We start from the raw sequence: 25,841 nt of genomic DNA on the forward strand, positions 1-25,841 counted from the left end.
TGCCGTTCGCTCCTTGTTCACGGACGACCATTACTTCGGAGGGGTTTTCGTTGAGCCGCACACGCCGTACCGCACTGCCGCGTCGTCGGGGCCGTCACGCCATGCTGGCGGGCACCGCACTCCTGGCCGCCGCACTGACCGCCTGCGGGGGCGGCTCCGGCACGGGTGCCGGCGGGGACGGCAAGTCGGACCCGAAGAAGAAGCCGGACATGGCGGTTTCGGTGAACCTCTCGGGCGATCAGGTCAAGGCCGGCGAGCCGGTCAGGGTGACGATCGCCGACGGCAGGCTCGCGCAGGTCAAGGTCACGGACGGCAAGGGCGGGGAACTCCCGGGCCGGATAGCCCCCGACGGGAAGACCTGGACCTCGGAGCGCAACGCCTCCCCGGGCACCGACTACAAGGTGGAGGCGCAGAACTCCGAGAGCCAGAGCGCCACCACCCAGTTCAAGACCTCGGCCGCCGACAAGGTGAACAAGGTCTCCATCAACATTTCCAAGGGCAGCACGGTGGGCGTCGCGATGCCCGTCTCCCTGGTCTTCGACAACCCGGTGAAGAACAAGGCCGAGGTGGAGAAGCAGCTGAAGGTGAGCACCTCGAACAACACCGAGGGTTCCTGGGGCTGGTTCAAGGACTATTCCGGCAAGGACCGGGTGGACTGGCGCCCGAAGGACTACTGGAAGTCCGGCACCGACGTGAAGGTGGAGATGAACCTGAACGGAGTGGATTCGGGTCCCGGCGGCGGTCTCTTCGCGCGCGATTACAACACCGAATTCAAAATAGGCAAGGACCGCCGGATGGAGGTCAGCCTCGACACCAAGAAGATGGCGGTCATCGAGGACGGCCGGGCGGTCAGGACGATCCCGGTCTCCGCCGGTACGCCGGGCGGGCAGAAGGCCTCCTGGTCCGGGAAGATGGTGCTGATGGCGAAGGAGGGCACCATCCGGATGGATTCCCAGACGGTGGGCCTGGGCGACTCCTACGACAAGATGGTCGACTTCTCGATGCGGCTGACCTGGTCGGGCATGTACGCGCACGCCGCGCCGTGGAACAACGCGAACTTCGGCAGCGCCAACACCAGTTCCGGCTGCGTGGGCATGAGCGACGCCAACGCGAAGTCCTTCTACGAGCAGGCGCAGGTCGGCGACCTCTTCGAGGTGGTCGGCAGCGGCTCCAAGGGCAACGCCGACATCGGCAACGGCTACGGCGAATGGAACCTGTCCTGGGACGCCTGGAAGGCCAAGAGCGCGCTGGCCGGCGGCAACCAGAACGGCTGACCCTGGATCAATTGTTACCACCACGTAACTTACTGACGGGTTACCTTCGGTAAGTTCCTCCCGTTACCGTCGGGTCACTTTAGGACACCGGCGCACGCGAGGAGCGATCGATGAAAGCCCGCCCCACCCCAGCGGCGGCCGTGGCCGCCCTGCTCGCGGCGACCGCCCTGGGCCTGGCCCCCCACCAGGCCCAGGCGGCCCCCGCAGCGCCCGCGTCCTCGGCCCCGGCCGCCTCCCCGGAACTGCGCTTCCACGACATTCCCGGCTCCGGAGGCATCACCCTCAAGGGCAACGTCTTCACCCCCGCCGGCGCCCAGCCCGGCCGGAAGTATCCGCTGATCGTGCTCCCCAGCAGCTGGGGCCTGCCGCAGATCGAATACGTCGCCCAGGCCCGGAAGCTCGCCGACTCCGGTTACGTGGTGGTCAGTTACGCCTCGCGCGGCTTCTGGCTGTCCGGCGGCGAGATCGAGACGGCGGGCCCCGCCGACATCGCGGACGTCTCCGCCGTCATCGACTGGGCCCTCGCCACCACGCCCGCGGACCCCGGCCGGATCGGCCTCGGCGGGGTCTCGTACGGGGCCGGCATCAGCCTGCTGGCCTCCGCGCACGACCCCCGCGTCAAGACCGTGGTCGCGCTCAGCGGCTGGGCGGACCTGATCGAGTCCATCTACTCCGGCCGCACCGAGCACCGCCAGGCGGCCGGCCTCCTCGGGGCCACCGGATACCTCACCGGCCGCCCCGGCCCCGAACTCCGCCGGATCCTCGACGACTTCCTCGGCTCACGGCTGGACAGGGAACAGGCGATGATCGACTGGGGGAAGAAGCGCTCCGCCTCCGAGCAGATCGACCGGATCAACGCCAACGGCGCCGCGATCATGCTGGGCAACGCCTGGGGCGACACCGTCTTCCCGCCCAACCAGTACACGAAGTTCTTCGAGGGGCTCACCGGCCCCAAGCGGCTGGAACTGCGCCCCGGCGACCACGCCACCGCCGAGGGCACCGGCCTCCTCGGCCTGCCCAACGACACCTGGACCAACGCCCACCGCTGGTTCGACCGCTACCTCAAGGGCGACCGCAACGGCGTCGACACCGAAGCCCCCGTCCAGATCAAGTCCCGCAGCGACAACGGCTACGAGGGCTACGCCGACTGGAAGGCGGTCGGATCCGGCGGTACCGAGCGCATCCCCCTGAACGACAGCGAGCACGTCTTCGCGAACGTCGACTCCGGGGCCGACGGCGGCGTGGTCATGCTCTCCAGCGTCCTCGACCAGTTCTTCAAGGCGCCCCCCGTCGCCTCCATCCCCCTCCTCCCCCGCGCCTTCGCGGCCGTCTGGCAGTCCGGCCGCTACCAGGAGGAACGCCGGATCCGGGGCACCGTGCGCCTGCACACCACCGTCACGCCCACCAAGGGCGACGGCACGTTCGTCGCCTACCTCTACGACGTGGGCCCCCTCGGCCTCGGCAAGCTGGTCAGCAACGCCCCGTACACCTTCCACGGCAAGGCCCCCGGGCAGCCCTTCGGCGTGGACCTGGACCTCTTCTCCACCGCCTACGACGTGCCCGCGGGCCACCGGCTCGCCCTGGTCGTGGACACGGTCGACCCGCTCTACATCGAGCACAACCCCGCCGGCGCGCAGCTGACCTTCTCCTCGCCGCGCACCGATCCCTCGTACGTCTCGGTACCGCTGCGCGAGCAGTGATCCACGGCTGCTGCCGGGGCGGGGCGGATCCTCACCGCCCCGGCAGCACCGTCTCGGGCTCCGCGGGGGCGACTTCGACGGCCGCGGTCTTCGGGCTGCGCCGCTCCCGCCGGGCCACCCAGGTGGCGAACCAGGACAGCAGCATGCACATCCCGATGTAGATCGGGGAGATGATCATCACCACGGGGATGAACGGCAGGTCGTAGTCGAGGTTGGAGGCGATCAGCTTGCCCGCGTGCAGGAACTCCTCGTAGGTGATCAGGTAGCCGAGCGAGGTGTCCTTCAGCGCGACCACCAGCTGGCTGATGATCGTGGGCAGCATCGCGCGGACGGCCTGCGGGGCCAGCACGAAGGTCATGACCTGCGTCTTGCGCATGCCGAGGGCGTACGCCGCCTCGCGCTGGCCCCTCTCCACGGAGTTGATGCCCGTACGGAAGACCTCGGCGAGCACCGATCCGTTGTACAGGGTCAGCCCCGCCACCAGCGCGGGCAGCGGCTGCGCCTTGAGCGCGACGAAGATGAAGAAGATCATCACCAGGACCGGCATGGCCCGGAAGAACTCCACGAACACCGTCGCCGCCCAGCGCACGGGCCGGTGCACCGAGAGCCGGCCGGCGCCGAGCACCGCGCCGAGCAGGAGCGAGAGCACCGAGGCGTAGGCGAAGGCCTTGAGGGTGTTGCCCAGCCCCCGCAGGATCAGTTCCTGGATGCCCTTGTAGATGAAGGGGCTCCACTTGGCGGAGGTGAACTGCTCGGTGTCGAAGAGCAGGTAGAGGATCCAGGCCAGCAGCCCGAGGATCACCACCGTCGACACGATCCCGTAGACGCGGTGACGGCGCCGGGTGCGGGGGCCGGGCAGGTCGTAGAGGGCCGTGGACTCCGGGGCCCGGTGGAGCGCGTGCGCGGTCATCGGGCGACTCCGTAGCGCTTCTCCAGTACGTGGAAGAGCGCGCTGATGGACAGGGTGATGATCAGGTACCCCACGGCGATCCAGACGAAGGTCCAGATGATGTTGTAGCCCAGCTCGCTGAGCGTCTTGTACGTGCCCAGCAGCTCGTTCACGCTGAAGGCGCCGGCGATCGCGGAGTTCTTGGCGAGGGCGATCAGCGTGGAGCCGATGGGCGGGATCACGGACCGGAAGGCCTGCGGCAGCACCACCGTGCCCAGCGTCTGCCCGAAGGACATCCCCAGGCTGCGGGCCGCCTCGCCCTGACCCTTGGGCACCGTGTTGATGCCCGAGCGCAGCACCTCGCAGATGAAGGCGGAGGTGTAGCAGCCCAGGGCCAGGATGGCGAAGACCTGGAAGGGCAGCACCAGCCCGAAGCGGGGCAGGCCGAGCAGCACCGCGAAGAAGAGCAGGGTGAGCGGGGTGTTGCGCAGCACGGTCACCCAGACCGTGCCGAAGACCCGGAAGGAGCCGATGGGCGCGACCCGGAAGGAGGCCATCACGAAGCCCAGGACCAGGGCGAGGAGGGAGCCGTAGAAGGTCAGCTGGACGGTGCCCCAGAAGCCCTTCCCGTAGAGCGCGAAGTTCTCGGTGAGTACGTTCATGGCGGTGGCTCTCCCCTCAGCTCGCCGGGTAGCGGTCGATGGGCGGTGGTGTCGGGGCGGGCTTGCCGGAGAGGCCGAGCGTGGCCTCGTAGGCCTTCTTCCAGTCGCCGTTCTTCTCGTGCGCGGCCAGCGCGTCGTCGATGGCGAAGCGCAGGGCGGTGTCGGAGCGCGGCACGCCGATGCCGTACGGCTCCCGGGAGAAGGGTTCGCCGACCACCTTGAGCTCGTCGGGGACCTTGGCGGCGTATCCGAGGAGGATGGAGTCGTCGGTGGAGACGGCGTCGACCTGGTAGGTCAGCAGGTTGTCCACGCAGACCGAGTAGGTGTCGTAGGAGACGAGGACCGCCTCCGGGTGCTCCTTCTGGAGCCGTTGGTAGGGCGTGGAGCCGGCGGCCGAGCAGACCCTCTTGCCCGCGAGGTCATCGGGGCCCTTGATGTCCTGCTCGTCCTTGCGGACCAGCAGGGACTGGCCGGCCATGAAGTAGGGGCCGGCGAATCCGACCTGCTTCTTGCGGTTGTCGTTGATCGTGTAGGTGCCCACGTAGTAGTCGATCTGGCCGTTCTGGAGGGCGGTCTCGCGGTTGGCGGAGGAGATGGTCTTGAACTCGATGGTCTTGGGGTCGAAGCCGAGGGAGGCGGAGATCATCTTGGCGATCTCGATGTCGAAGCCGGAGTAGGTCCCCCGCGCGGGGTCCTTCTCCCCCATGTACGGCTGGTCCTCCTTGGCCCCGACCACGAGGTGCCCGCGCTTCCTCGCCCGCTCCCAGGTGGGGGATCCGGGCAGCTGGAAGCCGGTGGCCACCCGGTACGCGGGCAGGTCCTCGGGCTGCGGGCCCTTGACCGGAGGGCTGCCGGACCTGCCGCAGGCGGCGGCCGCGAGGAGGGCCAGGGCCAGGGCCAGGGCGCGCAGGACGTACAGGGCGCGCGCGAAGCGGGGGGTGTGTCTCATCGGGCCGCCCCTCAGTGCTTGAGGATCTTGGAGAGGAAGTCCCGGGCCCGCTCGCTCTCGGGTGCGGTGAAGAACTCCTCCGGGGTGCGGTCCTCGACGATCGCTCCGTCGGACATGAAGACGACGCGGTTGGCGGCGGAGCGGGCGAAGCCCATCTCGTGCGTGACGACGACCATCGTCATGCCGTCGGCCGCGAGCTGCTGCATGACCTCCAGCACCTCGTTGATCATCTCCGGGTCGAGCGCCGAGGTGGGCTCGTCGAAGAGGAGGGCCTTGGGGCTCATGGCCAGGGCGCGGGCGATGGCCACGCGCTGCTGCTGGCCGCCGGAGAGCTGGGCGGGGTACTTGTCGGCCTGGTCCGCGAGGCCGACCCGGTCCAGGAGTTCCCGGGAGCGCTTGTCCGCCTCCTCCTTGCCGCGCTTCCTGACCTTGACCTGCGCGAGGGAGACGTTGGCGAGGACGGTCTTGTGCGCGAAGAGGTTGAAGGACTGGAACACCATCCCGACCTCGGCGCGCAGCCGGGCCAGCTCCTTGCCCTCGGCGGGCAGGGGCCTGCCGTCGAGGGTGATCGTGCCGGACTCGATGGTCTCCAGCCGGTTGATGGTCCGGCAGAGGGTGGACTTGCCGGAGCCGGAGGGGCCGATGATCACCACCACCTCCCCGCGGCCGACGGTGAGGTCGATGTTCCGCAGGACGTGCAACTGCCCGTAGTGCTTGTTGACGTCCCGCAGCTCGATCAACGGATCGACGGCCATACGCTGCCCTGCCCACTTGTCGGTGTGTCGAGGTCAGCGCAAACTATCCAGCCGCCGGAGGGCCTTCACCGCGACACGCCTAAAAGGTACATAAAGCGCATCGGCGCTTCAGTCCCACGGGGTGGATCAGCCTTCGGAGGCCTCCGCGTAGACCTGGCTGAGTTCCGGGGAGCCGGTCATCGCCCAGGACACCCCCGACTCGACCACATCCAGCTCCCGCCCCGAGGCGAGCCGGATCACGGGCCGGCCGTTGGGCCACGACTGCCAGGCGGATCCGCGGAGGGTGCGGACGATCACGGTGCCGAGGTAGAACCCGGCGTCGCTGCCCAGCCACGGGACGGCCTCGGGGTCCCGCCGCCAGCGGGGCATCAGCTGGTCGAGGGCCTCCAAGGAGGCCGGGGTCTGGTCGAGTTCGAGACCGGCCGCCCTCGCCTGCGCCCGCAGCATCTCGCACTCCGAGAACAACTCGGCGACGCCCTCGGGATGATCCGCGAGGGCGGCGGCGAGTCCCGCACCCTGTTCCGTTTCGTGCCGGTTCAGCCAGTTGGCCAGGAAAGGGATGTTCATACCGCCCAGACTGGCACCAGGATCCCCGGCTGGCCACAGGGCGCGCCTTGATCCCTCGCCCGGTTCCGCACCGGGCCGGGGCTACAGGTCCAGGTCGACGACGACGGGGGCGTGGTCCGAAGCGCCCTTGCCCTTGCGCTCCTCGCGGTCGACGTAGGCGTCCTTGACGGCCTTGGCGAAGGGCTCGTTCCCGTAGACGAGGTCGATGCGCATGCCCTTGTTCTTGGGGAAGGCGAGCATCCGGTAGTCCCAGAAGGTGTACGGGCGGTCGTACTTGAGGGCGCGCGGGAAGACGTCGGAGAGACCGGCCGCCCGCAGGGTCTCCAGGGCCGCGCGCTCGGCGGGGGTGACGTGGGTGAGGCCCGCGAAGACCGCCGGGTCGTACACGTCCTCGTCGGTGGGCGCCACGTTGAAGTCGCCGAGCACGGCGAACGGGCGCGGTCCGGCCGCGTCTTCGGCGACGGCGCCCGCCAGGGCGCGGAACCACTCCAGCTTGTAGCCGTAGTGGTCGTGCTCGACCTCGCGGCCGTTGGGCACGTACACGGACCAGACGCGGACGCCGCCGCAGGTCGCGGAGATGGCTCGGGGCTCCTGCACGCCCTCGTAGTCCGGGCCGCCGGGGAGCCCCATGGCGACGTCCTCCAGGCCGACCCGGGAGAGCAGGGCCACGCCGTTCCACCGGCCGGTGGCGTTGACGGCCGACTCGTAGCCCAGCTCGCGCAGCTCGGCGGCGGGGAACTGCTCCGCCGAGCACTTGGTCTCCTGGACGCAGAGCACGTCGGTGCCGGAGGTCTCCAGCCAGGCCAGCAGGCGCGGCAGCCGGGCGGTGATCGAGTTGACGTTGAACGTGGCGATACGCATGCCGTCAAACCTACCGCCCGGCACCGACAGTCAGAGCGCGGCGCTCTCGCCCGCCCCGAGCCTGCGGTGGGGGGCTCCGCCGAGGTTGCCCAGGGCCATGTCGTAGATCGGCCGGGCGATGTCCGCGAGGTAGGCGTCGTGGATGTCGATCGCCTGGCGGGGCTTGACCTCGCGGACGTAGTCGATCACTTCGGCGACCTTGTTCCAGGGGGCGTGCACCGGGAGCATCAGCGTGTCGACGGGGGCGTCCGGGACGGTCAGCGCGTCGCCCGGGTGGAAGAGGGAAGCGTCCACGAGGAAACCCACGTTGGTGATCCGCGGGATGTCCGGGTGGATCACGGCGTGCAGCTCGCCGTGGACCCGGACCTCGAAGCCGGCGGCCTCGAAGGCGTCCCCGTGCCCCACGGCGTGCACCCGGCCGGGATAGGCGGCGGACAGCTTCTCCGCGACGCTGCGCGGGGTCCACAGCCGCGCCGCCGGGTTCGCGTCGAGGGCGGCGCGGATCCGGCCCTCCTCGAAGTGGTCCGGGTGTTCGTGGGTGACCAGCAGGACGTCGGCGCCGAGGCCCGCGTCCGCTTCGCTGAAGGCGCCCGGGTCGATGACGAGCGTCTGCCCGTCCTTCTCCAACTGGACGCAGGAGTGCAGCCGTTTGGTGAGCTTCATGGGGCCACCCTAGATCCCGCGGTTTACGGGACGGTGGTGGAGACCACGTAGACGCGCGGGGCGCGCGGGTTGGCGAAGTCGACCGTGACGTCCCGGGTGGGGCGCGGGTCCTCGGCCTCGACGGTGACCCCGGACCACTTGTGCTTCGGGCTCCAGCTCCAGCCCGCGACCTTGGCGTCTCGTTCGGAGACCGACACGCCGGGGGTGAGGGCGGCCCGGCTCGTGCCCACGTCGGCGAGGAAGGCGTCCAGCGCCTTCGGCGTGACCTGGAACTGGACGTACAGCCGGCTGGTGTGCCAGTTGTTGGTCTCCAGGTAGCCGACGGAGGAGGCCCCCGACTCGGGGATCGGGACCTCGTAGATGCTGCGCTGCACCGTGGACGGCCAGTCCGGGCGTACCTTGGCCGCTCCGACCCGGGCCGCCTTGTCCTTGCCGCTGGCGCGGCTCTGCTGGGCGGAGACGGCGAGGTAGCCCGCCGGGACGCCGACGAGCAGCAGGATGATGAGGGCGGTGATCCAGCGGCGCCGGACCGTCTCGCGGCGGCTCCCGCGTTCCCCGTCGGCGGGCGGGCAGCGGTCCTCCGCCTCGGGGGCGGGCGCCTGTCTGGGCAGGGAGGTGGGCGGTGTCACTGCTGGTCCTGGTCCTTGGGTTCCGGGGGCGGTGTCGGGCCCGTGGCAGTGCGCAGGCCGAACTGCGCGTAGCGCTCGTACCGCTCGACGCGCCGGCGCGTGGCCCGGCGGAAGCGGCGGGCGACGAGCCGGGCGAGGTCGGCGGCGCCGACCATGCCCGCCTCGGGGCCCAGCTGGGCCTTGGCGATGCGCGCCTCGGGGCGGTAGCCGCGGCCGGTGAGGTGGCGGCGGAAGGCGTCCCGGGCGGGTCCGATGAGGAGGTCGTCGGCGGCGCTGACCCCGCCGCCGATGACGAAGCAGGAGGGGTCGAGGGCGGCGGCGAGGTTGGCGATGCCCACGCCGAGCCACTGGCCGATGTCCTGGAGGAGCTCCACGCACATGGCGTCGCCCTCGCGGGCCAGCTCGGTGATCAGCGGCCCGGTGATCTCGTGGACGTTGCCGCCGACCCGGGCGATGATGTTGTACGCGACCGGCGAGTCGGCGGCGGCCAGCTCCCGGGCCTCGCGGACGAGGGCGTTGCCGGAGCTGTACTGCTCCCAGCAGCCGCGGTTGCCGCAGGGGCAGCGGTGGCCGCCCGGGACGACCTGCATGTGGCCGAACTCCCCCGCCACCCCGTAGCGGCCGCGCTTGACCTGCCCGCCCTCCAGGATGGCCCCGCCGATGCCGGTGCCCAGGGTGATCATGACCAGGTGGTCCTCGCCGCGGCCCGCGCCGAAGCGCCATTCCGCCCAGGCCGCGGTGTTGGCGTCGTTGTCGACCATGACCGGGACCGCGAGCCGGGACTGCAGGGCGTCGCGCAGCGGCTCGTCGCGCCAGGCCAGGTGCGGGGCGAAGAGCACGCGGGAGCGGTCGGCGTCGACCCAGCCGGCGGCGCCGATGCCCACCGCGTGCACGTCGTGCCGGTCGGAGAGGTCCAGGACCAGCTCGACGATGGTGTCCTCGACGACCTTGGGGCTCTTGGACTTGTCGGGGGTCTCGGCGCGGATCTTCTCCAGGATGACCCCGTCGGCGTCGACGACGCCGGCCATCACCTTGGTGCCGCCGATGTCGATGCCGACGGTCGGGACGCGCGGTGCGGTCAGCAGCGAGCGGCGCTCGCGCGTCCCGACGGTCCGCAGGACGGTGCCCCGCGCCGCGCCCCGGTGGGAGAGCGCGAAGTCCCGGTACGTGCTCATCGAGTCGTGTCGTCCCTGTCGGAGGCGGAGTCGGATGGGGGGCCGGCGGGGGTGCCGGCCGAGGTGTCCCGTCCTGATTCTGCCACCCGCTCCAGCTCGTGGCTCAGCTCGTCCAGCTCGGAGCCGCCCGCCATCTGCCGGGTGAGCTCGTCCAGGGTGATCGAGTCCTTGGTGTGGCTGCCGGCCATGGCGCCGCGCTTGAGGAGGACGAAACGGTCCCCCACCAGGTACGCGTGGTGCGGGTTGTGGGTGATCAGGACCACCCCGAGACCGGCGTCGCGGGCGGCGGCGACGTATTTGAGGACCACGCCGGACTGCTTCACGCCGAGGGCGGCGGTGGGCTCGTCCAGGACGAGCACCTTGGCCCCGAAGTGCACAGCGCGGGCGATGGCCACGCACTGGCGCTCGCCGCCCGAGAGGGTCCCGATGGGCTGGTCGACGTCGCGCAGGTCGATGCCCATGCGCAGCAGCTCGGCGCGGGTGGTCTCGCGCATCAGCTCGACGTCGAGGCGGCGGAGGGGGCCGCGGCCCCTGGTGGGCTCGGAGCCGAGGAAGAAGTTCCGCCAGACCGGCATGAGGGGGACGACGGCGAGGTCCTGGTAGACGGTGGCGATGCCGCGGTCCAGGGCCGCGCGCGGGTTGGCGAGCACGGTCTCCTCCCCCTCGATCTCGAAGGTGCCGGCATCGTGCCGGTGCAGCCCCGCGATGATCTTGATGAGGGTGGACTTGCCGGCGCCGTTGTCGCCGAGGACACAGGTGATCTCGCCGGCGGAGACCTCCAGGGAGACCTCCTGGAGGGCGCGGATGTTGCCGTAGTACTTGCTGACGTCGGTCAGCTTGACCAGGGCGGTCCCGGTCTGCGGGCCGGGCGCGGTCTTCGTGTTCACTTGCTCTCCTCCGCCCGCTTGCGCACCCATGCGTTCAGCAGCGTCGCCAGCAGGAGCATGGCGCCGAGGAAGAACTTGAACCAGTCCGGGTTCCACTGGGCGTACACGATGCCGTTGCTGGTCATGCCGAAGATGAAGGCGCCGACGGCCGAGCCGATGGCGGAGCCGTAGCCGCCGGTCATCAGACAGCCGCCGATGACCGCGGCGATGATGTAGAGGAACTCGTTGCCGACGCCCTCCCCCGACTGGACCACGTCGAAGGAGAAGAGGATGTGCTGCCCGGAGATCCAGGCGCACAGCGCGACGCCCATGTAGAGGCCGATGCGGGTCTTGACCACGGGGACGCCGGTGGCGCGGGCCGCGTCGGCCCCGCCGCCCACGGCGAAGATCCAGTTTCCGGCGCGGGTGCGCAGCAGGATCCACGTGGCGACCGCCACCAGGGCGAACCACCAGAGGATGGTGACCTTCAGGGTGACCGAGCCGATGTTCCACTGCGAGGCGAACAGGGCCCGCGCGGAGGAGAACCCCTCCATGTCGGCGATGGTCTTGGTGGAGACCGAGCCGCTGATCAGCTTGGTGAAGCCGAGGTTCAGACCGGTCAGCATGAGGAACGTGCCGAGCGTGATGATGAAGCTCGGGAGCCTGGTGCGGGTCAGCATGAAGCCGTTGAAGAAGCCGATGGCCAGGGTGACCAGCAGCGACACCCCGACGCCGACCCACACGTTGGCGGTCATCTGGTAGCTGAACATCGAGCTGACCAGCGCCGAGGTGGTGACCATCACGCCGGCGGAGAGGTCGAACTCGCCGCCGATCATCAGCAGGGCCACCGGGCAGGCCATGATCCCGATGGTGGAGGCCGAGTACAGGATCGTGCTCAGGCTGGAGGCCTGCAGGAAGCTGGGGGCGGCGAAGGAGAAGAAGACGAAGACGGCGGCGGCCCCGACGACCGCGCCCAGCTCGGGGCGGGCGAGGAGCTTCTTGAGGTGCGAGGCCGGCGCGAGCCGTTCGTCGGCGGTGCCGGTACCGGCGCTCATCGGCTGCCCCGCTTGATGTACTCCTCCAGCTTGGCGGCCTCGGCCGCGGTGACGATCTGCGGCCCGGTCAGCACGGGCCGGCCGCCGCCGAGGACGTCCGCGTTGTAGCGGTAGAGCCACAGCAGGTCGATCGCCTCGTAGCCCTGGAGGTAGGGCTGCTGGTCCACGGCGAAGCCGAGGGCGCCGGACTTCAGGTCACGGGCGACGGCCTCGTTGAGGTCGAAGGTGTCCACCTCGGCCTTGCTGCCCGCCGCGTCCTTCGCCTTGACCGCGGTGGCGGCGAAGGGGGCGCCGAGGGTGACGATCGCGTCGACGGAGGGGTCGGCCTGGAGCTTGGCCTGGATGGCGGCCTGCACGGAGGGCATGTTGGTGCCCTCGACGTAGAGGTTCTCCATGCTTCCGCCGAAGGTCTTCTTCGCTCCGGCGCAGCGCTGCTCGTGGCCGACGTTGCCCTGTTCGTGCAGGACGCAGACGGCCTTCTTGCGGCCGCGCTTCGTCAGCTCGGTGCCGACCGCCTCGCCCGCGATCGCCTCGTCCTGGCCGATGTGGGTCAGGGCGCCGTACGCGGCCGACTGCTCGGATCCGGAGTTGACCGTGATCACGGGGATGCCCGCCTTGACGGCCTTGCCGAGGACGTCCTTGAGGGCCTCGGGCTTGGCGAGGCTGACCACGATGCCGTCGACCTTCTGGTCGATCGCGTTCTGCACGAACTGGGCCTGCTGCTGGGCCTGGTCGTCGTGCGAGTAGACGAAGTTGATGTTGTCCTTCGCCGCGGCCTCCTTGGCGCCCTTCTGGACGATGTCCCAGAAGGTGTCGCCGTCGCCCGCGTGGGTCACCATCGCGAAGGTCCAGCGCGGCGTGGAGACGGCGGGCCGGCCCGCCCGGTCGGCCTTCGCCCGCTCCTCGGCGCGCTTGCCGCCCGTGCTGCTGCAGCCCGAGAGGGAGGCTCCCAGTACCACCGCGAGCACGGCGCCCACGACGCGTACCCCTGTCCGAACCCTAGCCACGTCGCCGTGCCCTTCCCTCGTCATACCCGCCACTGATTCTCAAAGTGGTCATTCCGGTCCAGCCGCCCAGTATCCGCCACAGTCGACCTTGGGAGGCCATCGGGGCCGTCGCCACCATCGTGGCCTTCCGCGGACGGAGGCGGGCAGATTGACAGCTCCCCCGGACGGGGCCACGTTGAGTGCATGCGCATCGGGCTCATCGGGACGGGCCGGATCGGCTCCTTCCACGCGGCCACGCTGGCCCGTCGGCCGGACGCCGGTTCGCTGCTGCTGGCCGACGCCGACCCGGCACGGGCCGCCCGGCTCGCCGACCGGCTGGGGGCGACGGCCGCGCCCTCCGTCGAGCAGGTCTTCACCTGGGGCGTGGACGCGCTGGTGGTGGCCTGCTCCACCGAGGGGCACGCGCAGCTCGTGGTCCGCGCGGTGCGCGGCGGGCTGCCGGTGTTCTGCGAGAAGCCCGTGGCCCCGGACCTGGACCGCACCCTGGCGGTGCTCCGCGAGGTGGCCGCCGCGCGCGGGGTCCTGCAGCTGGGATTCATGCGCCGCTTCGACGCGGGCTGCCGCACCGCGCGGGAGCTGGTCCGTTCGGGTGTCCTGGGCCGGCTGCACACCGTGCGGACGACGACGGCCGATCCCGCTCCGCCGCCCGCCGCGTACCTGACGACCTCCGGCGGGCTGTACCGGGACTGCATGGTGCACGACTTCGACATGGTGCGCTGGGTGACCGGGCGGGAGGCCGTGGAGGTGTACGCGGTCGGCTCCGACGCGGGGCCGCCCGCCTTCCGGGAGGCCGGTGACGTGGACACGGCGGCGGCCCTGCTCACGCTCGACGACGGGACACTGGTCAGCAGTACCGCCACCCGGTGCAACGGCGCCGGCTACGACGTGCGGATGGAGTTCGCCGGAGAGCTGGACCAGGTCTCCTCCGGGCTGGACGACCGTACGCCGATCGCCTCGACGGAACCGCACGGCCCGCCCCCGGCGAGCAAGCCCTGGGGCGGGTTCCTGGAGCGGTTCGGTCCCGCCTACGAGGCCGAGCTGGGAGCCTTCGTCAAGCTGGTGCGCGGCGAGGGGCCCAACCCCTGCGACGGCCGGGAGGGGCTGGCCGCGTTCCGGATCGCGGAGGCGTGCGAGCGCTCCCGGCGCGAGCGCCGCCCCGTGCGGCTGGAGGAGCTCCCGGATCTCTAGGGCGGGCATGCGGGCCACAGTAGGGCGGATGATCACCCGGCCAGGAGGCGATTCCCGGACATTCGTTCAGGCCGCGGCACGCCGTCCCCAGGCGGTGCCGGCCAGGACCAGCGCCGCGCCCGTGAGGCCGAGGGGGCCCAGGTGCTCGCCGCCGAGGGCGATGCCCGCGGCGGCGGCCCACAGGGGTTCGGTGCCGAGGAGCAGGCTGACCCGCGAAGGCGAGGTCCTGCGGACGGCCCACATCTGCACGAAGAAGGCGAAGAGGGTGCACAGGACCGAGAGGAAGGCCAGCCCGGCCCACTGGCCCGGCCCGAAGCCGGCGGCGGCCGCCCAGGGCGAGTCGCCGGTCCCGGGCAGGGCCGCCAGCAGGGCGAAGACCAGGACGGCGCCGCCGAGCTGGACCGTGGTCAGGGAGAGGGAGTCCGCGTCCTGGACCGCCTTGATCCGCGCCATCAGCAGGACGTGGGCGGTGCGGGCGAGGGCGGCGCCGAGGATCAGCAGGTCACCGGCTCCGGGCGCGGTGAACCCGGCGCCCTGGGTGAGCAGCACGACCCCCGCGACGGAGACGGCGGCCGCGCCGAGGAAGGCGGCCGGGGGCGCGGTGCGGCGGACCGCGGACTCGGCGAGCGGGGTGAAGATCATGGTCAGGCTGATGATCAGCCCGGCGTTGGTGGCGGAGGTGTGCACCACCCCGTAGGTCTCCAGCAGGAAGATCCCGCCCAGTACGAGACCCAGCACCCCGGCGCCCCGCAGCTGGGCGGCGCTCAGCGCCCGCAGCCGCCGCAGGCCGGCGAGGACGAGGACGGGCAGCACGAGCGCGAAACGGAGCACCAGCACCGCGATCACGGTGTGCGGGGCCGTGATCCCCTTGGCCGCGAGGTAGCTGCCGCCCCAGACGACGGCGACGAGCAGCACGGGCAGGTCCGCGAGCCGGGCCCGGCGGGGAGCGAGGGCGGGGGCGGGGGCGGCGAGGGTGGACACCGGGGCGGCTCCGACGGCGGGAAGGGAGTGGAGACGACGGCGGCTCGCACGGATGCGGGCTCACGCTAGCCGAGTCGATCTTCCCGGTCGAACGTTTTGCGGACCGTCCCCGCGCGGGCTCAGTCCGCGAAGGTGCCGAAGGTGGCGCGGCCCGTCGGCCGGTAGGTGTGGATGGCGATGCCGGAGCCCGTGGTGCGCGAGCCGGCCTGCGCGAAGGCGGTGGGCAGCCCGCCGGTCGGGAACAGCCGGCGGCCCGTGCCGAGGAAGACGGGGAAGACCAGCAGGTGCAGCTCCTCGACGAGGTCCCGCGCGAGCAGCCACTGCGCCAGCTGTCCGCTGCCGTGCACCTGGAGCTCCCCGTCGATGGCGTCCTTGGCCCGGACGACCTCCGCCTGGAGGTTCTCGCCGTCCACCACGGTGGCGGGGGTCCAGCCCGGGTCCTTCAGGGTGGTCGAGGCGACGTACTTGGGCAGCCGGTTGAGGCGGCTCGCGACCGGGTCGGCGGGGTCGTCGTGCTGCGGCCAGTACGCGGCGAAGATCTCGTAGGTGCGCCGGCCGAGCAGGAACGCCCCGGCCCGCGCGAAGACCTCCTGCACGAACTCCCCCATGCCCTCGTCCGCGTACGGCACGACCCAGCCGCCGTACTCGAACCCGCCGCGGGGGTCCTCTTCGGGCCCGCCGGGGGCCTGCATCACGCCGTCGAGGGTGAGGAAGGTGGTGAGGGTCAGCTTTCCCATGGCACTGCGCTCCTTGGGTGTCGGCGCCCGGCCCGTGTGCCGTGCACCGGTTCAGACTCCCCCGCCGCCCGGAACTCGTCGGTGCGGCGCGCGCGAACCCGGGCCGCGTGTCCGCCGCTGGGGTGCCCGGACACGCCTGCGGGGCGCACCGCGTGCGGTGCGCCCCGTGGGAGCGGGCTCATGCCCCGGGGGTGTCGGCCCCCGGGGCGGTCCGTCGGACGGGGTGGCGTCAGCCGCCCAGTTCCTGGTGACGGGCGGCGTGCGCGGCCGCGCCGGCCTCCGTCAGCGAGCCGAACAGGCGCAGCCGGGAGAAGCCGCCGTCCGGGAAGATGTCGATGCGCACGTGCGTGCCGACCGCCGGGGCGTCGAGCACGAAGCGGTGGTTGGTGTCGGGCTGCAGGCGGGTGCGCGGCAGGAACTCCGTCCACTCGCCCTCCTCGCCCGTCTTGACGGACAGCGAGGCCCAGCCGGCCGAGTTGCCCTTGAGGTAGGCGGTATCGATCTCGACGGCGCGGATCTCGGACTCGGCGACGAGCTGGTAGCGGATCCAGTCGTTGCCGTTGTCCCTGCGGCGGGCGGTCTCCCAGCCGTCGTCCATCTTGCGGGACCGGCCCGGGTTGATGGTGTTGGTCGGCGGGGAGTAGAAGCGGTTGGACGCGTCCTCGACCGAGCCGCCGTTCTCCAGGGCGACGACGTCGAAGGTGCCGAGCGCGGCGAGCCACCGGGGGTCGGGGCGGACCTCGCCGTAGACGCGGATGCGGGCGACGCCGCCGTCCGGGTGCTGGTTCAGGCGCAGGTGGGTGAAGCGCTGCTCGACGTCGACCTCGAAACCGTTGGCCGCGTGGCCGCCGACGGGGGTGCGCTCGACGAGGGTCGTCCACTTGACGTCCTCGGACAGCAGCTCCTCGGCGGTCGGGGAGCCGGGTACCGAGGCGGCCTGTACGGACACGGCCTGCGGCATGTTGCCGCGGAAGTGGGCGGTGTCCACGACGATGCCGCGGATGACGCCGGGGGCGCCGAGGCGGATCAGCGCGAAGTCGTGGTCCTCGGCGGTCGGCCAGGGCTGCTCGGCGGACACGCCGCGGCGGCGGCGGGTCTCCCAGCCGTCCATGACCTTGCCCTTGTGCCCGAAGTGCTCGGGGTCGAAGTGCGGGGCCTCGGCGATGAGGAGGTTCTCGCGCTCGGCGAAGAACTCGTCGTTGGCGGCGATGACACCGGCGCCCAGCTCACGGGCAGCGAGGTTCGCGTACTGGGTGAAGGAGAAGTCCGCGGTGCGGTAGTCCGCGTACGGGTCGCCGCCCCCGTACGGGTTCGCGTTACCGGTGAAGGAAGCCAGTCCAGTCGAACGCTGTGCCACTGTCAGTTCTGCCTTTCAAGGAGGAGGCCCGTGGGCTCGGTCGGGGTGCCGTGGTCGGCGATCTGCCGTCCGCGCAGCCAGGTGGACTTCACGACGCCGTGCAGGGTCTTGCCCGCGTACGCCGTGACCTGGTTGCGGTGGTGCAGGTGCGCCGGGTCCACGGTGAAGGTCTCTTCGGGGGCCAGGACGGCGAAGTCGGCGTCACGGCCGGCCTCGATGGCGCCCTTGGCGGCCAGTCCGGCGAGTGCGGCCGGGGCGGTGGACATCCAGCGGGCGACCTCTTCGAGGGTGCGTCCGCGCTTCTTCGCCTCGGTCCAGATGGCCGGCAGGCCCAGCTGGAGGGAGGAGATGCCGCCCCAGGCGGTGGCGAAGTCGCCGGTCTTCAGGTCCGCGGTGGAGGGAGAGTGGTCGGAGACGATGCAGTCGATGGTGCCGTCGGCGAGCGCGTCCCACAGGAGGTCCTGGTTGGCGGCCTCGCGGATGGGCGGGCAGCACTTGAACTCGGTGGCGCCGTCGGGGACTTCCTCGGCGGTGAGCGTCAGGAAGTGCGGGCAGGACTCGACCGTGACGGCCACGCCCTCGGCCTTGGCCGCGGCGATCAGGGGCAGCGCGTCGGAGGAGGACAGGTGCAGGACGTGCACGCGGGCGCCCAGCCGCCGGGCCTGGGCGATCAGGTTCTCGATCGCGGTGTTCTCGGCGTCCCTGGGGCGGGAGGCCAGGAAGTCGGCGTACTTGGGGCCCGGGTTCTGCGGGGCGGACTCCAGGTGGTGCGGGTCCTCGGCGTGCACGATCATCAGGCCGCCGAAGCCGGTGATCTCGGCGAGGGAGGCGGCCAGCTGCTCCTGGTCGAGCTGCGGGAACTCGTCCACGCCCGAGGGCGACAGGAAGCACTTGAAGCCGTAGACGCCGGCGTCGTTCAGCGGGCGCAGGTCCTTGACGTTGTCCGGCAGGGCGCCGCCCCAGAAGCCGACGTCCACGTGGGCCTTGGTGCGGGCGACCTCCTGCTTGACGCGGAGGTGGTCGACCGTGGTGGTCGGCGGGAGGGAGTTGAGCGGCATGTCGAGAATGGTCGTGATGCCGCCGGCGGCGGCCGCGCGGGTCGCCGTCCAGAAGCCCTCCCACTCGGTGCGGCCGGGGTCGTTGACGTGCACGTGGGTGTCCACCAGACCGGGGAGCAGGACGTCGTCGCCGAAGTCCTCCAGCCGGGCTCCGGCCGGTACTTCGGCGTCGTGTGCGAGCACGGCCGTGATCTTCCCGCCGGCGACGGCCACCGAGGCGGCACGCGTCCCCTCGGGGGTGATGACGCGCGTCGAGCGCAGTACCAGTTCCACAGCCACGTCGGCCACCGGAACCTCCCCATCTACTTCCACAGAGCGAAATTCAACGTTCTGTTGACGGAGTCTTCACCCCGATCGGGGGCCAGTCAAGAGCCGCCGGACGGACCACCCAGCCCGACGTGCCGCAATTGGATGTTTCCACAGGATGGAATTAAGATTTCACTATCCAGAATGTAGCTATCACCACCGGATGCCGGGCAGGTAACTTCCCGAGCACGTCCGCCACCGGACAAACCGCCTCTGACCGGCGGGGACGGCCAGGCCCCGGCTCTAGGGCTGACGCCGACCGACCGGTAGGCTGCTTCCTTGCCTGCCAGCACCGAAAGGACCGCGCCGTGCCGACGTCCAGCGCCAGCACCACCGACGCTTCCGCCAAGCCCACCGCCGCCAGCGGTGGCGTCCAGTCCCTTGAGCGCGCCTTCGATCTGCTCGAACGTATGGCCGACGCCGGGGGTGAAGTGGGCCTCAGTGAGCTCTCCGCCGCCAGCGGACTGCCCCTGCCGACCATCCACCGCCTGATGCGCACCCTCGTCGCGTGCGGCTACGTGCGCCAGCAGACCAATCGCCGGTACTCCCTCGGGCCCCGGCTGATCCGCCTCGGCGAGTCCGCCTCGCGGCTCCTGGGCACGTGGGCCCGCCCCTACCTCGCCCGGCTGGTCGAGGAGACCGGCGAGACGGCGAACATGGCCCTGCTCGACGGCGACGAGATCGTCTACGTCGCCCAGGTGCCGTCCAAGCACTCCATGCGCATGTTCACCGAGGTCGGCCGCCGCGTGCTGCCGCACTCCACCGGTGTGGGCAAGGCGCTGCTCGCCCACACCCCCGCCGACGAGGTGCGCGCCCTGCTGGCCCGCACCGGGATGCCGGCCGCGACCGAGAAGACCATCACCACCCCCGAGGGCTTCCTGGAGGCCCTGGAGCAGGTCCGCGCGGTGGGCTACGCGGTCGACGACAACGAGCAGGAAATAGGAGTCCGCTGCCTGGCCGTGTCGGTGCCGAACTCGCCGACCGCCGCCGCGATCTCCATCTCGGGTCCGGCGGGGCGCGTCACCGAGGCGGTGGCGGAGTCCTTCGTACCGATCCTGCAGGGGGTGGCCGCCGAGCTGTCGGTGGCCCTCCAGAGCCAGAACCCGGCCTGACCGGCCCCGCGGGAGGCCGCCCCGCACCCGAACGGCCCCGGTGTCCCGAGCGCGCACCCGCGCGAGGGGCCACCGGGGCCTTCGTGGAATGAGTACGGTCTGCTCATGCACAGCATCGCGGTGGAGCAGCAGCGGGGGCACGTACTCCTCATAGCCGGGGACGCCGTCGTGCGCCGCCGCGCCGTCCAGGTCGCACCGAGCGCCAATCTGGCAGCGCTGGGCGTGGTGCCCGTGCCGGTGCTGCTGGGCAGCCCGGTCCCCAGCGACACCACCTACCTCGACGGGGCCCGCGACCCGAACACCGTGCTGACGCGGCTGCGGACGGCGGCCGCCACACCGGGCCCGCTGCTGGTCTACCTGTCGGGGCGGCTGACCGTCGACCGGCGCGGCCGGCGGCTGCACCTGTGCCTGGCGGGAACCACGGCGGCCAGCGTCCGCCACACCGGCCTGCCGTGGGAATGGCTGGGCTCCGAGCTGCGCGAGAGGCCGCCCGGACTGACCACCGTGCTGCTGGACCTCGCCGCGGACAAGGCCGCCTGGCCGCTGCTCCAGGAGTACGGCAGCCTGCCCGCCCCGCCCTCCGTCGAGGTGTACGGGGTGGTGGCGCCCCCGGGGTTCGCGGGCGGCGGCAACGGGGTGAGCGGCTACACGCGGCAGTGGATCGAGCAGCTGCGCAGCAGCCCCGGGCGGCCGGACAACCTGCGGCTGCACGCCCTCGCGGTGGGCGGCGCCGCGCTCCCGCCGGGCACCCTCGTCCTGCCGACGGCCCGCGAACTCGCCGCCCGCCCGGCCGGGGAGCCGGGGCGCGGGGCCGGGGAGCCGGGGCGCGGGGCCGGGGAGCCGGGGCGGGAGGCCGCGTACGGGCACGGCCGGGAGCCGGGGCGGGAGGCCGCCCACGGATACGGCCGGGAACCCGGGCCGGAGGCCGCCCACGGACACGGCCGGGAGCCGGGGCCGGAGGCCGCGCACGGGCACGCCCCGGCCGCGGGGCCGGGCGCCGCGGCGGAGGCCGCGGTCCGGCCCGCCCCGGAGCGCGCGCCGCAGGCCCCGTACGGCCCGGACCGGGAGCGGCCCGGCGCCGGCGCGCAGGACCTTCCGGGCGGCGGGCGCGATCCCCGGCCGCACATCCACGCGCTGGCCACCGCCGGCCGGCACCCGGAGGCGGACGCGCTCGCGCGGGCGTGGGAGGCGCACGTCCTGCGGGCGTACGGGCCCGACTCGCCGGAGGCGATCCACTGGGCGGAGATCCGCGCCGACCTCGCCCGCATGGCGGGCGACTTCCGGCTCGCGACCCGGCTGTGGACCGGAGTCGGGGTGACCCGGCTGGCCCGCCAGTCCCCCGACGCCCCCGAGGTCGAGGGCGCCGCCGCGGGCGCCCTGTACTGCTGGACCCAGCTCAAGGACCGGGCGGCGGCCGCCGAGGCGGGCCCGGAGCTCATCCGGCTCCTGCGGGCCCTGCCCTCGCTCGACCCCCGCCACCTGGAGCTGGCCGGCCAGCGCCTCGAACTCCTGCGCGCCACCCCGATCGGCCGCTGAGGGGCGGCCGCGCGACGGCGCCGGCGGCTACGCCGCCGAGACCGGGTCCGTGCTCTGGACCAGGCGGCCGTCCGTGATGGTCGCGGCGCGGTCCATCCGGTGCAGGTGGGCGTGGTCGTGCGTGACCAGCACCGTGGCGGTGGACCGCTCGCGCGTGAGGGTGACCAGCAGGTCGAGCACGGCCGCCCCGCGCTCGTGGTCCAGGGCGCTGGTGGGCTCGTCGACCAGCAGCACGGTGGGCTCGTTCATCAGCGCGCGGGCGATGTTGACGCGCTGGCGCTGGCCGCCCGAGAGCTGGTGGGGACGCCTGTCGGCCTTGTCCGCCAGGCCGACCGCCTCCAGCAGCTCCACGGCCCTGCGGCGCAGCTGCCGGGAGGGCCTGCCGGAGAGGTGGGCCATCACCTGGAGCTGCTCGACGGCGGTGAGCGAACCGAGCAGGTTCGGCTGCTGGAAGACGATGCCGATCTTCTCCCGGCGCAGGGCCGCCTTCTCGGCGGCCCCCATCCGGGTGGTCTCCCGGCCCGCGACGACGACCGCGCCGGAGTCCGGGGTGACCAGGGTGGCGGCGACGGCCAGCAGGCTGGACTTGCCGGAGCCGGACGGCCCCACGATCGCGGTCAGGGTCCCGGCCGGAACCTCCAGGGACACGTGGTCGAGGGCCGTGAGGCGGCCGTCGCCGTCGGGGTAGGTGAGCGTGACGTCGTGGACGAGGAGGGTCATCGGGCGCTCCCGAGGGCGATCAGCGGGTCTACGGCGGTGATCCGCCGGATGGACAGGGCCGCGCCCAGCACCCCGAGCGCGATCATGATGGCGGCGGGCACGAGGACCGTGGCGGGGTCGAGGACGAAGGGCACGTCTCCCCCGCTGATCAGCGCGCCGAAGCCGGCGGCCAGCGCGGTCCCGGCACCGGTGCCGATCGCCAGCATCACCACCGCCTGCCCCAGGGCGTCCTTCAGCAGGTACGGGGTGGAGGCTCCCAGCGCCTTGAGCACGGCGATGTCGCCGCTGCGCTGGATCGTCCAGACGGTGAAGAAGGCTCCTATGACCAGGGCGGAGATGACGAAGAGGAAGCCGCGCATCAGCTGGAGCGAGCCGTTCTCGGCCTGGTAGGACCCTATGGCACCCAGTGCCTCGTCGATGGTCTGCGTGAGGGTGCCGGTGGCCCGGTCGCCCGCGGCCCAGTCCACGTCGTCGGAGCCGTCGAGGGCCAGGACGGTGGCGACCGTTTCGGAGGAGGTGCCGGGGTTGCCGACGCGCTGCCAGTCGTTCAGGTCCATCCACACCACCGGGGTGTGGCTGTAGGCGGCGGTACCGGACACGGCGGCGACGGTCAGCTCCAGCGGGCCGACCTTCAGCCTGCCGCCCGCGGTGAGCCCGCCCAGTTCCCGGGCGGCCTTCTCGGTGAGGACCACCCGACCCTGGCCGAGCCCGGCCCCGGCGGGCGCGAGCCGGCCGGTGGACTCGACGCCGAAGGCGGAGACGGCGGCGGTCCGCTCACCCGAGACGGCGTTGGTGGTGCGGATGCCGAGCGGTTCCGCCGCCGTCACGCCCGGCCTGGCGCGCCAGTCGTTCCAGGCGCTCTCGGGCAGCTGGGAGCCGGTGAAGGAGACCTTCTGGTCCCCGGTGGGCGCGGCGAAGGCCAGCCGGGCGGCGGGCAGGCCGGTGACGGCCGAGATGTTCTCCCGCGCCAGGCCGGACGTGAGCCCGGACAACAGCCCGACCAGCAACGTGATGAGCAGTACGACCGAGCCCATGAGGGCGAACCGGCCTTTGGCGAACCGTAGGTCTCTCCATGCGACGAACATGTCCCCCACCTTGGTCTTCCACGTGGGCACCGGGCATCGCGCCACGGTAGGGATCCTGGTATCGAAGGTGGGATCCCGACATCGAACTTTTGGTTGACCGGAGGTCCCGGCCGTCGACTTACGCTGGTCGGGCCATGTCTGTCACTTCCCGCGCCCGCGCCGACGCCCGTGCCGATGCCGGTGCGCGCCCCGGCGCCGGCTTCCGCTCCCCGACCCCCGTCTCCCGCGTCCTGCGGCTGTGCCTGCACGCCCTGCTGGCGGGGCTCCTCGCGCTGGCCGCCGGGCGGGCCGTCGCCGACTCCGCGCCGCGGGCCGGGTGGGTGGTCGGCGTCTGCGCGCTGCTGGCCGCCGTCTACGCGGCCGGGGTGCTGGTCCCCGCCGTGGGGCGCTCGACGCCCGCCTCGGCGCTGTGGCTGGGCTCCCTGGCCGCCGTGTGGGCGGCGCTGCTGGTGGTGTCCCCGGACGGGCTGTGGATCGCCTTCCCGCTGTACTTCCTGGAGCTGCACCTGCTGCGGCCGCGCTGGGGCATCGCCGCCGTCGTGGTGACCGCCTGCGCGGCGATCGGCGGGTTCCTGGCGCACAGCGGCTCGGTGACCCCGGGGGCCTTCCTCGGGCCGCTGCTGGGCGGGGCGGTGGCGGTGGCCACCGTACTGGGATACCAGGCGCTGTACCGGGAGAGCGAGCGCCGCCGCGAGCTGATCGAGGAGCTCATCACCACCCGTGCCGAGCTGGCCGTCGCCGAGCGGGGCGCGGGGATCCTGGCCGAGCGCGAGCGGCTCGCCCGGGAGATCCACGACACCCTCGCCCAGGGCCTGTCCTCCATCCAGCTGCTGCTGCGGGCGGCCGAGCGGACGCTCCCGGCGGACTCGCCGGCCGCCGAGCACATCGCCCGGGCACGCGAGGCCGCGCAGGAGAACCTCGCCGAGGCGCGTCGCTTCGTACGGGCCCTGACGCCCCCCGACCTGGAGCACGGCTCCCTGGCGGGGGCGCTGGAGCGGCTCTGCTCGGGGGCGCCGGGCCCGCTGGTGCGGTTCTCGGTGAGCGGCACGCCCCGGGAGCTGCCCACCCCGTACGAGGTGGCGCTGCTGCGGATCGCGCAGTCGGCGCTGGCCAATGTGGTGCGGCACGCGGGGGCGGGACGCGCCGGGATCACCCTGACCTTCATGGACACGTCGGTCACCCTGGACGTGGTCGACGACGGGCGGGGCTTCGACCCGGCCCCGGCTTCCTCGGCCGCCTCGGACGGGGGCGGCTTCGGTCTGCCGGCGATGCGCGCCCGGGCCGAGACGCTGGGCGGGCTGTTCACCGTCGAGTCCGCCCCGGGCCAGGGCACCGCCGTGGCCGTCACCCTGCCGTTGCCCGTGGAGGCACCGTGACCATCCGTCTCCTGCTCGCCGACGACCACCCGGTGGTACGGGCCGGGCTGCGGGCCGTACTGGACACCGAACCGGGCTTCGCGGTGGTCGCCGAGGCCGCGACGGCGGAGCGGGCCGTGGAACTGGCCGCGTCCGAGCCGGTGGACGTGGTGCTGATGGACCTCCAGTTCGGGGCGGGGATGCACGGCTCGGCGGCCACGGCGGCGATCACGGCGCGGCCCGGCGGCCCCCGGGTGCTGGTCCTGACCACCTACGACACGGACGCGGACATCCTGGCCGCCGTGGAGGCGGGCGCCTCCGGCTACCTGTTGAAGGACGCCCCGCCGGAGGAACTGGCGGCGGCGGTCCGCACGGCCGCGGCCGGCCAGTCGGCACTGGCCCCGGCGGTGGCCCTGCGGCTGATGGACCGCATGCGCACCCCGGCGGAGGCGCTCACGAAGCGGGAGCTGGAGGTGCTCCAGCTGGTCGCGGACGGGCTCTCGAACCTGCAGATCTCCAAGAAGCTGTTCCTCAGCCAGGCCACGGTCAAGTCCCACCTGGTGCACATCTACGCCAAGCTCGGCGTGGACTCCCGCACCTCGGCGGTCGCGGCGGCCGCGACCCGCCGCCTGATCCGTACGCCGTAGGGCGCGGGCTCTCCCACGCCGTGGGCGGGGGCTGTCCCCCGCCCCTGCCGACCGGCTGGCAGGAGGGCGCCCGGCGGGGCCCGGGGGCGAGCATCGGATGGTCGTCGTACCCGACCCCGGAAGCGAGCCCCCGATGTACTCCACCGCAGCCGAACGGCCCGTCTCCACCGCTCCCCGGGAGGTCCGCGGCGCGTTCGCGCTGTGGCTCACCGCCGTGGGCGCGGGGGCGTTCGAGACCGTCCTCGCCGTCGGCCGGATGTCGCTGGACGGCACCGGCTCCGCCGGGGAGATCGGCGTGGGCCTGGCGGTCCGCCTCGTCGTCTTCACCGCCGCCGTTTTCGCCGCCCTGCGGATGCGCGGCGGCGCCCGGTGGGCCCGGATCTCCCTCGCGGTGGGCCTGGGGGTGCTGGGGACCGCCTCGATGGTCCTGCAGCCCCTCGGGTACCTGCTCGACGGGGGCTCGCCCGTCGACGCCCTGGCCCGGGCGGGCGCGCTCGACCTGCTCTTCGGGGCGAGCCGGACCCTGCACGTGGGGGCGGTCCTGACGGCCGTGGCCCTGATGTTCCGGCCGGCGTCGAACGCGTACTTCCGCGGGCGCCGGCAGCCGGTCGGCTAGGGGGTGTCTGACGGATGTCCGTGGGGAAGGAGCGGCGTCCGGTGCGTGCTCTCGGCGTGCCGACCGGAAGCCCGCGTACTGGACGTACTTG

26 protein-coding genes are annotated in these 25,841 nt (G+C 72.4%); 8 read left to right on the forward strand and 18 right to left on the reverse strand.

Annotated elements, in window-relative coordinates:
- Positions 1-101: 101 nt before the first annotated feature.
- Together ACZ5D2_RS32045 and ACZ5D2_RS32050 are read left to right on the forward strand one after the other, a co-directional pair.
- Positions 102-1,274, forward strand: coding sequence for a L,D-transpeptidase (locus ACZ5D2_RS32045; protein ID WP_468934254.1), 1,173 nt, complete (start codon positions 102-104; stop codon positions 1,272-1,274).
- A gap of 110 nt (positions 1,275-1,384) precedes the next feature.
- Entirely contained in the window at positions 1,385-2,974 is a 1,590-nt protein-coding gene (locus ACZ5D2_RS32050) for a CocE/NonD family hydrolase (protein ID WP_371675863.1), read from the forward strand.
- Between the two features lie 31 nt (positions 2,975-3,005).
- Here ACZ5D2_RS32050 and ACZ5D2_RS32055 read toward each other — a convergent pair whose 3' ends face one another.
- The 12 genes from ACZ5D2_RS32055 to ACZ5D2_RS32110 all read right to left on the reverse strand — a co-directional run bounded on the left by ACZ5D2_RS32055 (position 3,006) and on the right by ACZ5D2_RS32110 (position 13,052).
- Entirely contained in the window at positions 3,006-3,884 is an 879-nt protein-coding gene (locus ACZ5D2_RS32055) for an amino acid ABC transporter permease (protein WP_371675864.1), read from the reverse strand.
- Complete coding sequence (locus tag ACZ5D2_RS32060) at positions 3,881-4,525, reverse strand: amino acid ABC transporter permease (RefSeq protein WP_371675865.1); 645 nt, start codon at positions 4,523-4,525, stop codon at positions 3,881-3,883. Before ACZ5D2_RS32060 ends, ACZ5D2_RS32055 begins: the two co-directional genes overlap by 4 nt.
- 16 nt (positions 4,526-4,541) lie before the next feature.
- Positions 4,542-5,474 carry a glutamate ABC transporter substrate-binding protein gene (locus ACZ5D2_RS32065; RefSeq protein WP_468934195.1) on the reverse strand — a complete coding sequence of 311 codons (933 nt, stop codon included), beginning with the start codon at positions 5,472-5,474 and terminating at the stop codon, positions 4,542-4,544.
- Positions 5,475-5,485: 11 nt separating this feature from the next.
- A complete protein-coding gene (locus tag ACZ5D2_RS32070) occupies positions 5,486-6,229 on the reverse strand; it encodes an amino acid ABC transporter ATP-binding protein (protein WP_468934198.1) in 744 nt (247 codons plus the stop codon).
- A gap of 126 nt (positions 6,230-6,355) precedes the next feature.
- On the reverse strand, positions 6,356-6,796 hold the full coding sequence (locus ACZ5D2_RS32075; RefSeq protein WP_468934201.1) for a DUF6278 family protein: 441 nt from the start codon (positions 6,794-6,796) through the stop codon (positions 6,356-6,358).
- Positions 6,797-6,877: 81 nt separating this feature from the next.
- The gene (locus tag ACZ5D2_RS32080) at positions 6,878-7,657 is read right to left on the reverse strand and encodes an exodeoxyribonuclease III (RefSeq protein ID WP_468934204.1); all 780 of its coding nucleotides are present in this window, start codon (positions 7,655-7,657) and stop codon (positions 6,878-6,880) included.
- 30 nt (positions 7,658-7,687) lie between these two features.
- Positions 7,688-8,320: an MBL fold metallo-hydrolase gene (locus ACZ5D2_RS32085; RefSeq protein ID WP_468934207.1), complete on the reverse strand. Its 633-nt coding sequence runs from the start codon at positions 8,318-8,320 to the stop codon at positions 7,688-7,690.
- Positions 8,321-8,343: 23 nt separating this feature from the next.
- Positions 8,344-8,949 carry a hypothetical protein gene (locus ACZ5D2_RS32090; RefSeq protein ID WP_468934210.1) on the reverse strand — a complete coding sequence of 202 codons (606 nt, stop codon included), beginning with the start codon at positions 8,947-8,949 and terminating at the stop codon, positions 8,344-8,346.
- Positions 8,946-10,124 carry an ROK family glucokinase gene (locus ACZ5D2_RS32095; RefSeq protein WP_468934213.1) on the reverse strand — a complete coding sequence of 393 codons (1,179 nt, stop codon included), beginning with the start codon at positions 10,122-10,124 and terminating at the stop codon, positions 8,946-8,948. Before ACZ5D2_RS32095 ends, ACZ5D2_RS32090 begins: the two co-directional genes overlap by 4 nt.
- Positions 10,121-11,041 (reverse strand): ATP-binding cassette domain-containing protein, encoded by a 921-nt coding sequence (locus ACZ5D2_RS32100; protein WP_468934216.1) that lies wholly within the window; start codon positions 11,039-11,041, stop codon positions 10,121-10,123. Before ACZ5D2_RS32100 ends, ACZ5D2_RS32095 begins: the two co-directional genes overlap by 4 nt.
- Positions 11,008-12,045 carry an ABC transporter permease gene (locus ACZ5D2_RS32105; RefSeq protein ID WP_468934219.1) on the reverse strand — a complete coding sequence of 346 codons (1,038 nt, stop codon included), beginning with the start codon at positions 12,043-12,045 and terminating at the stop codon, positions 11,008-11,010. Before ACZ5D2_RS32105 ends, ACZ5D2_RS32100 begins: the two co-directional genes overlap by 34 nt.
- Positions 12,042-13,052, reverse strand: coding sequence for a sugar ABC transporter substrate-binding protein (locus tag ACZ5D2_RS32110; protein ID WP_468934223.1), 1,011 nt, complete (start codon positions 13,050-13,052; stop codon positions 12,042-12,044). Before ACZ5D2_RS32110 ends, ACZ5D2_RS32105 begins: the two co-directional genes overlap by 4 nt.
- Positions 13,053-13,235: 183 nt before the next feature.
- Between ACZ5D2_RS32110 and ACZ5D2_RS32115 the strand changes: the two genes are divergently transcribed.
- Positions 13,236-14,240 carry a Gfo/Idh/MocA family protein gene (locus ACZ5D2_RS32115; protein ID WP_468934226.1) on the forward strand — a complete coding sequence of 335 codons (1,005 nt, stop codon included), beginning with the start codon at positions 13,236-13,238 and terminating at the stop codon, positions 14,238-14,240.
- A gap of 66 nt (positions 14,241-14,306) precedes the next feature.
- On the opposite strand, the gene ACZ5D2_RS32120 is transcribed toward ACZ5D2_RS32115, so the two are convergent.
- From ACZ5D2_RS32120 to allB, 4 genes are all read right to left on the reverse strand, one after another.
- Entirely contained in the window at positions 14,307-15,221 is a 915-nt protein-coding gene (locus ACZ5D2_RS32120) for a DMT family transporter (RefSeq protein ID WP_468934229.1), read from the reverse strand.
- A gap of 119 nt (positions 15,222-15,340) precedes the next feature.
- Positions 15,341-15,958, reverse strand: a complete 618-nt coding sequence (locus ACZ5D2_RS32125; RefSeq protein ID WP_468934232.1) for a dihydrofolate reductase family protein — start codon at positions 15,956-15,958, stop codon at positions 15,341-15,343.
- A gap of 229 nt (positions 15,959-16,187) precedes the next feature.
- Positions 16,188-17,315: an allantoicase gene (gene alc, locus ACZ5D2_RS32130; protein WP_468934235.1), complete on the reverse strand. Its 1,128-nt coding sequence runs from the start codon at positions 17,313-17,315 to the stop codon at positions 16,188-16,190.
- A gap of 2 nt (positions 17,316-17,317) precedes the next feature.
- A complete protein-coding gene (allB, locus tag ACZ5D2_RS32135; RefSeq protein WP_468934257.1) occupies positions 17,318-18,652 on the reverse strand; it encodes an allantoinase AllB in 1,335 nt (444 codons plus the stop codon).
- Positions 18,653-18,987: 335 nt separating this feature from the next.
- Between allB and ACZ5D2_RS32140 the strand changes: the two genes are divergently transcribed.
- Together ACZ5D2_RS32140 and ACZ5D2_RS32145 are read left to right on the forward strand one after the other, a co-directional pair.
- Entirely contained in the window at positions 18,988-19,791 is an 804-nt protein-coding gene (locus ACZ5D2_RS32140; RefSeq protein WP_266843628.1) for an IclR family transcriptional regulator, read from the forward strand.
- A gap of 105 nt (positions 19,792-19,896) precedes the next feature.
- Complete coding sequence (locus ACZ5D2_RS32145) at positions 19,897-21,327, forward strand: hypothetical protein (RefSeq protein WP_468934237.1); 1,431 nt, start codon at positions 19,897-19,899, stop codon at positions 21,325-21,327.
- 27 nt (positions 21,328-21,354) lie between these two features.
- On the opposite strand, the gene ACZ5D2_RS32150 is transcribed toward ACZ5D2_RS32145, so the two are convergent.
- A complete protein-coding gene (locus tag ACZ5D2_RS32150) occupies positions 21,355-22,047 on the reverse strand; it encodes an ABC transporter ATP-binding protein (RefSeq protein ID WP_468934240.1) in 693 nt (230 codons plus the stop codon).
- Positions 22,044-23,132 carry an ABC transporter permease gene (locus ACZ5D2_RS32155; protein ID WP_468934243.1) on the reverse strand — a complete coding sequence of 363 codons (1,089 nt, stop codon included), beginning with the start codon at positions 23,130-23,132 and terminating at the stop codon, positions 22,044-22,046. The genes ACZ5D2_RS32150 and ACZ5D2_RS32155 overlap by 4 nt, the downstream gene beginning before the upstream one ends.
- A 134-nt stretch (positions 23,133-23,266) precedes the next feature.
- On the opposite strand from ACZ5D2_RS32155, the gene ACZ5D2_RS32160 reads away from it, so the two are divergent.
- The 3 genes from ACZ5D2_RS32160 (at position 23,267) to ACZ5D2_RS32170 (ending at position 25,750) form a co-directional block, all read left to right on the forward strand.
- Positions 23,267-24,508: a sensor histidine kinase gene (locus ACZ5D2_RS32160; RefSeq protein WP_468934246.1), complete on the forward strand. Its 1,242-nt coding sequence runs from the start codon at positions 23,267-23,269 to the stop codon at positions 24,506-24,508.
- Positions 24,505-25,134 carry a response regulator gene (locus tag ACZ5D2_RS32165; protein ID WP_468934249.1) on the forward strand — a complete coding sequence of 210 codons (630 nt, stop codon included), beginning with the start codon at positions 24,505-24,507 and terminating at the stop codon, positions 25,132-25,134. Before ACZ5D2_RS32160 ends, ACZ5D2_RS32165 begins: the two co-directional genes overlap by 4 nt.
- A 133-nt stretch (positions 25,135-25,267) precedes the next feature.
- A complete protein-coding gene (locus ACZ5D2_RS32170) occupies positions 25,268-25,750 on the forward strand; it encodes a hypothetical protein (protein WP_371675873.1) in 483 nt (160 codons plus the stop codon).
- The last annotated feature ends 91 nt before the right edge of the window (positions 25,751-25,841 follow it).

Source organism: Streptomyces sp. NPDC031479, assembly GCF_055581065.1.

Coding starts and splice junctions, on each gene's coding strand:
- ACZ5D2_RS32045 (WP_468934254.1), top strand. CDS start 102: ATGCTGGCGGGCACCGCACTCCTGGCCGCCGCACTGACCGCCTGCGGG.
- ACZ5D2_RS32050 (WP_371675863.1), top strand. CDS start 1,385: ATGAAAGCCCGCCCCACCCCAGCGGCGGCCGTGGCCGCCCTGCTCGCG.
- ACZ5D2_RS32055 (WP_371675864.1), bottom strand. CDS start 3,884: ATGACCGCGCACGCGCTCCACCGGGCCCCGGAGTCCACGGCCCTCTAC.
- ACZ5D2_RS32060 (WP_371675865.1), bottom strand. CDS start 4,525: ATGAACGTACTCACCGAGAACTTCGCGCTCTACGGGAAGGGCTTCTGG.
- ACZ5D2_RS32065 (WP_468934195.1), bottom strand. CDS start 5,474: ATGAGACACACCCCCCGCTTCGCGCGCGCCCTGTACGTCCTGCGCGCC.
- ACZ5D2_RS32070 (WP_468934198.1), bottom strand. CDS start 6,229: ATGGCCGTCGATCCGTTGATCGAGCTGCGGGACGTCAACAAGCACTAC.
- ACZ5D2_RS32075 (WP_468934201.1), bottom strand. CDS start 6,796: ATGAACATCCCTTTCCTGGCCAACTGGCTGAACCGGCACGAAACGGAA.
- ACZ5D2_RS32080 (WP_468934204.1), bottom strand. CDS start 7,657: ATGCGTATCGCCACGTTCAACGTCAACTCGATCACCGCCCGGCTGCCG.
- ACZ5D2_RS32085 (WP_468934207.1), bottom strand. CDS start 8,320: ATGAAGCTCACCAAACGGCTGCACTCCTGCGTCCAGTTGGAGAAGGAC.
- ACZ5D2_RS32095 (WP_468934213.1), bottom strand. CDS start 10,124: ATGAGCACGTACCGGGACTTCGCGCTCTCCCACCGGGGCGCGGCGCGG.
- ACZ5D2_RS32100 (WP_468934216.1), bottom strand. CDS start 11,041: ATGGGTGCGCAAGCGGGCGGAGGAGAGCAAGTGAACACGAAGACCGCG.
- ACZ5D2_RS32105 (WP_468934219.1), bottom strand. CDS start 12,045: ATGAGCGCCGGTACCGGCACCGCCGACGAACGGCTCGCGCCGGCCTCG.
- ACZ5D2_RS32115 (WP_468934226.1), top strand. CDS start 13,236: ATGCGCATCGGGCTCATCGGGACGGGCCGGATCGGCTCCTTCCACGCG.
- ACZ5D2_RS32125 (WP_468934232.1), bottom strand. CDS start 15,958: ATGGGAAAGCTGACCCTCACCACCTTCCTCACCCTCGACGGCGTGATG.
- ACZ5D2_RS32145 (WP_468934237.1), top strand. CDS start 19,897: ATGCACAGCATCGCGGTGGAGCAGCAGCGGGGGCACGTACTCCTCATA.
- ACZ5D2_RS32150 (WP_468934240.1), bottom strand. CDS start 22,047: ATGACCCTCCTCGTCCACGACGTCACGCTCACCTACCCCGACGGCGAC.
- ACZ5D2_RS32155 (WP_468934243.1), bottom strand. CDS start 23,132: ATGTTCGTCGCATGGAGAGACCTACGGTTCGCCAAAGGCCGGTTCGCC.
- ACZ5D2_RS32160 (WP_468934246.1), top strand. CDS start 23,267: ATGTCTGTCACTTCCCGCGCCCGCGCCGACGCCCGTGCCGATGCCGGT.
- ACZ5D2_RS32170 (WP_371675873.1), top strand. CDS start 25,268: ATGTACTCCACCGCAGCCGAACGGCCCGTCTCCACCGCTCCCCGGGAG.